Here is a 1,140-nt window from a genome sequence, read left to right on the forward strand (position 1 = left end):
TTTTAGAAAGATGAATTTTAAAAATGAATTCACCATCAATAATGTTTCTGCCAAAGGAAAGTATTACACCGATTCGCGTGCCATTTCTTTAGCAGTTAAATATTCTTTTGGAAAAATAAAAAAATCAGAATTCAAAGAGAAAAGTATAGACGAAAACTCGGGAAGAATTAGGTAAAAGCAAACGGTTTCGATTTTCTACGTCATTATTCATAACTTTGTTAGAGTGAGATCTTATTAACGCTATTATTCCAAATTTATGAACGCCCATATTGTAAAAGTACTCGAAGCCAAATTCATCACCCATGATGTCAAAAAATTTGTCGTGGAAAAACCGGAGGGTTTTGATTTTATTCCCGGACAAGCAACGGAATTGTCTATCAATCTTCCGGAGTGGAAAGATCAATTAAGACCTTTCACTTTTACCAACCTAAGAGAGTCAAAACAACTTGAGTTCATGATTAAAATTTACAACAATCAAAATGGTGTAACGAAAGAGCTCGGGCGAACCAATGCCGGTGATGAACTGATTTTACACGATGTTTTCGGTGCCATTCAGTACAAAGGACCGGGAGTTTTTATAGCAGCCGGTTCGGGAATTACACCTTTTATTTCAATATTTCGAGAGTTATACAAACACAATTTAATTAATGGTAATCGACTTATTTATGTCAATAAAACTTCCGAAGACATCATCATGGGACAGGAATTGTTCAGAATGTTGAAGAAAAATTTCATCAATGTCTTAACCAGGGAAAATACGATTGGTTTTATCGGAAAACGTATTGATCGCAATTTTTTGATTGAACACATTGTCAATTTCAGTCAACATTTCTACGTTTGTGGACCTGAGGATTTTGTGCGCGACATCAATAAACACTTAATTGATTTGGGTGCCGAAGCCAATACTTTAGTTTTTGAAAAGTAATTGTCTTATTATTGTAGTAGAATGTTTTTAAATTCCAATTTATGCTTCAATTCTTAAAGTCGCTTTTTGCAGGTGAACCGCTAAAACAAGTCAAAATCATAATGGATGCTAAACTTGGAAAACTCACTTGTGACTATAAATCATCAGATGAATATTTTTCTTGGGACGGCAAAGTAAAATCGAAAACAAAAGGAGTGAAATCAATAGCGCTTTCC

Annotated in this window: 1 protein-coding gene; it reads left to right on the forward strand. The window is 34.0% G+C overall.

Annotated elements, in window-relative coordinates; translation table 11 throughout:
• Nucleotides 1-256: 256 nt before the first annotated feature.
• Nucleotides 257-925 carry an FAD-binding oxidoreductase gene (locus tag C0512_RS15915; RefSeq protein WP_121313519.1) on the forward strand — a complete coding sequence of 223 codons (669 nt, stop codon included), beginning with the start codon at nucleotides 257-259 and terminating at the stop codon, nucleotides 923-925.
• Nucleotides 926-1,140 lie beyond the last annotated feature (215 nt).

Origin of the sequence: Flavobacterium sp., from assembly GCF_013822155.1 — a bacterium.
In the GTDB taxonomy this organism is placed as follows: Bacteria; Bacteroidota; Bacteroidia; order Flavobacteriales; family Flavobacteriaceae; genus Flavobacterium.

Bases quoted from the DNA above. Each gene is read 5' to 3' on its own strand.
- C0512_RS15915 (WP_121313519.1), top strand. From the start codon at position 257: ATGAACGCCCATATTGTAAAAGTACTCGAAGCCAAATTCATCACCCAT.